The following is a 1,672-nucleotide window of genomic DNA, read 5'->3' as shown; positions in this document are numbered from 1 at the left end:
GCCGAATCTGGTGCTGCCGTACAACCGCATCGTAATCATCGCCTTCGCCTTGTTCGTGGTGGTGCTGACCTGGCTGCTGCTGAACAAGACCCGCCTCGGCCTCAACGTCCGTGCGGTGACGCAGAACCGCAACATGGCCGCCTGCTGCGGCGTGCCCACCGGTCGCGTCGACATGCTCGCCTTCGGCCTCGGCTCGGGCATCGCCGGCCTTGGGGGCGTGGCGCTGAGCCAGATCGGCAACGTCGGCCCGGACCTGGGTCAGAGCTACATCATCGATTCGTTCCTGGTGGTGGTGCTCGGTGGTGTCGGCCAACTGGCCGGCAGCGTGTTCGCTGCGTTCGGCCTCGGCATCGCCAACAAGATTCTCGAACCGCAGATCGGTGCGGTACTCGGCAAGATCCTGATCCTCGCGCTGATCATTCTGTTCATCCAGAAACGTCCGCAAGGCCTCTTCGCACTGAAAGGACGGGTGATCGACTGATGAACCAGCCTCTACTTGTCACGGCCACGCAAAAGGCCGGGCCGAAACTCACCATTGCCATCGGCGCGGTGATCCTCGCACTGCTGATCGCCCTGCCGTTGCTGTCGCTGTTGTCCGTGGACAGCGCGCTGCACGTCTCGGCCTACACCCTGACGCTGGTCGGCAAAATCCTCTGCTACGCCATCGTCGCTCTGGCGCTGGATCTGGTCTGGGGCTACGCCGGGCTGCTGTCGCTGGGTCACGGTCTGTTTTTCGCTCTTGGCGGTTATGCGATGGGCATGTACCTGATGCGTCAGGCCGCCGGGGATGGCTTGCCGGCGTTCATGACCTTTCTGTCGTGGACGGAATTGCCGTGGTACTGGAGCGGCACCGGCAGCTTTATCTGGTCGATGTGCCTGGTGGTATTGGCGCCGGGTCTGCTGGCGCTGGTGTTCGGCTTTTTCGCCTTCCGCTCGCGGATCAAGGGCGTGTATTTCTCGATCATGACCCAGGCCCTGACCTTCGCCGGCATGCTCCTGTTTTTCCGTAACGAGACCGGGTTTGGCGGCAACAACGGCTTCACCAACTTCCGCACGATTCTCGGTTTTGGCATTACTGAACCGGGCACTCGCGCGGTGCTGTTTCTGGCCACCGTGTTGCTGTTGGTGGTGAGCCTGTTCATCGGCTGGCGTCTGGCGCAGAGCAAGTTCGGCCGGGTGCTGACCGCGCTGCGCGATGCGGAAAACCGCCTGATGTTCTGCGGTTACGACCCGCGCGGTTTCAAGCTGTTCGTCTGGGTCTTGAGCGCGGTGCTGTGCGGTCTGGCCGGGGCGTTGTATGTGCCGCAGGTCGGCATCATCAACCCCAGCGAAATGTCGCCGACCAACTCCATCGAAGCGGCGGTGTGGGTGGCTCTTGGCGGTCGCGGCACGTTGATCGGGCCGTTGCTCGGTGCCGGTGTGGTCAACGGCATGAAGAGCTGGTTCACCGTGGCCTTCCCCGAATACTGGCTGTTTTTCCTCGGCGCGCTGTTCATCGTCGTGACGTTGTATTTGCCCAAGGGTGTGATCGGTCTGCTGAAGAAACGAGGTGAGCAATGAGAGTCACGGCGAGTGCTGAATTCATGCTGGAACCTGCCTTCTTTCCGCCGCTGGAACCGAACAAGGACGCCGGCACCAGTCGCGATGCGCTCGGTCTGGGCCAACGCGTCGG

At 62.4% G+C, this 1,672-nt stretch carries 1 protein-coding gene and 2 pseudogenes; all 3 read left to right on the top strand.

The features are described 5' to 3' along the window. Positions 1-481 (top strand): annotated as a pseudogene (locus DBR18_RS30120) (branched-chain amino acid ABC transporter permease); the annotation flags it as partial. Beyond that, a complete protein-coding gene (gene urtC, locus DBR18_RS27270; protein ID WP_108592667.1) occupies positions 481-1,560 on the top strand; it encodes an urea ABC transporter permease subunit UrtC in 1,080 nt (359 codons plus the stop codon). The pseudogene DBR18_RS30120 and the gene urtC, both read left to right, overlap by 1 nt. Next, positions 1,557-1,672: pseudogene (locus DBR18_RS30115) on the top strand (ABC transporter ATP-binding protein); the annotation flags it as partial. The gene urtC and the pseudogene DBR18_RS30115, both read left to right, overlap by 4 nt.

Origin of the sequence: Pseudomonas sp. HMWF021, from assembly GCF_003061005.1 — a bacterium.
Taxonomy (GTDB): Bacteria; Pseudomonadota; Gammaproteobacteria; order Pseudomonadales; family Pseudomonadaceae; genus Aquipseudomonas.
The sequence above is the reverse complement of the archived record's forward strand: the minus strand, read 5'-3'. Positions and strand labels throughout refer to the sequence as shown.

Bases quoted from the DNA above. Each gene is read 5' to 3' on its own strand.
- urtC (WP_108592667.1), top strand. From the start codon at position 481: ATGAACCAGCCTCTACTTGTCACGGCCACGCAAAAGGCCGGGCCGAAA.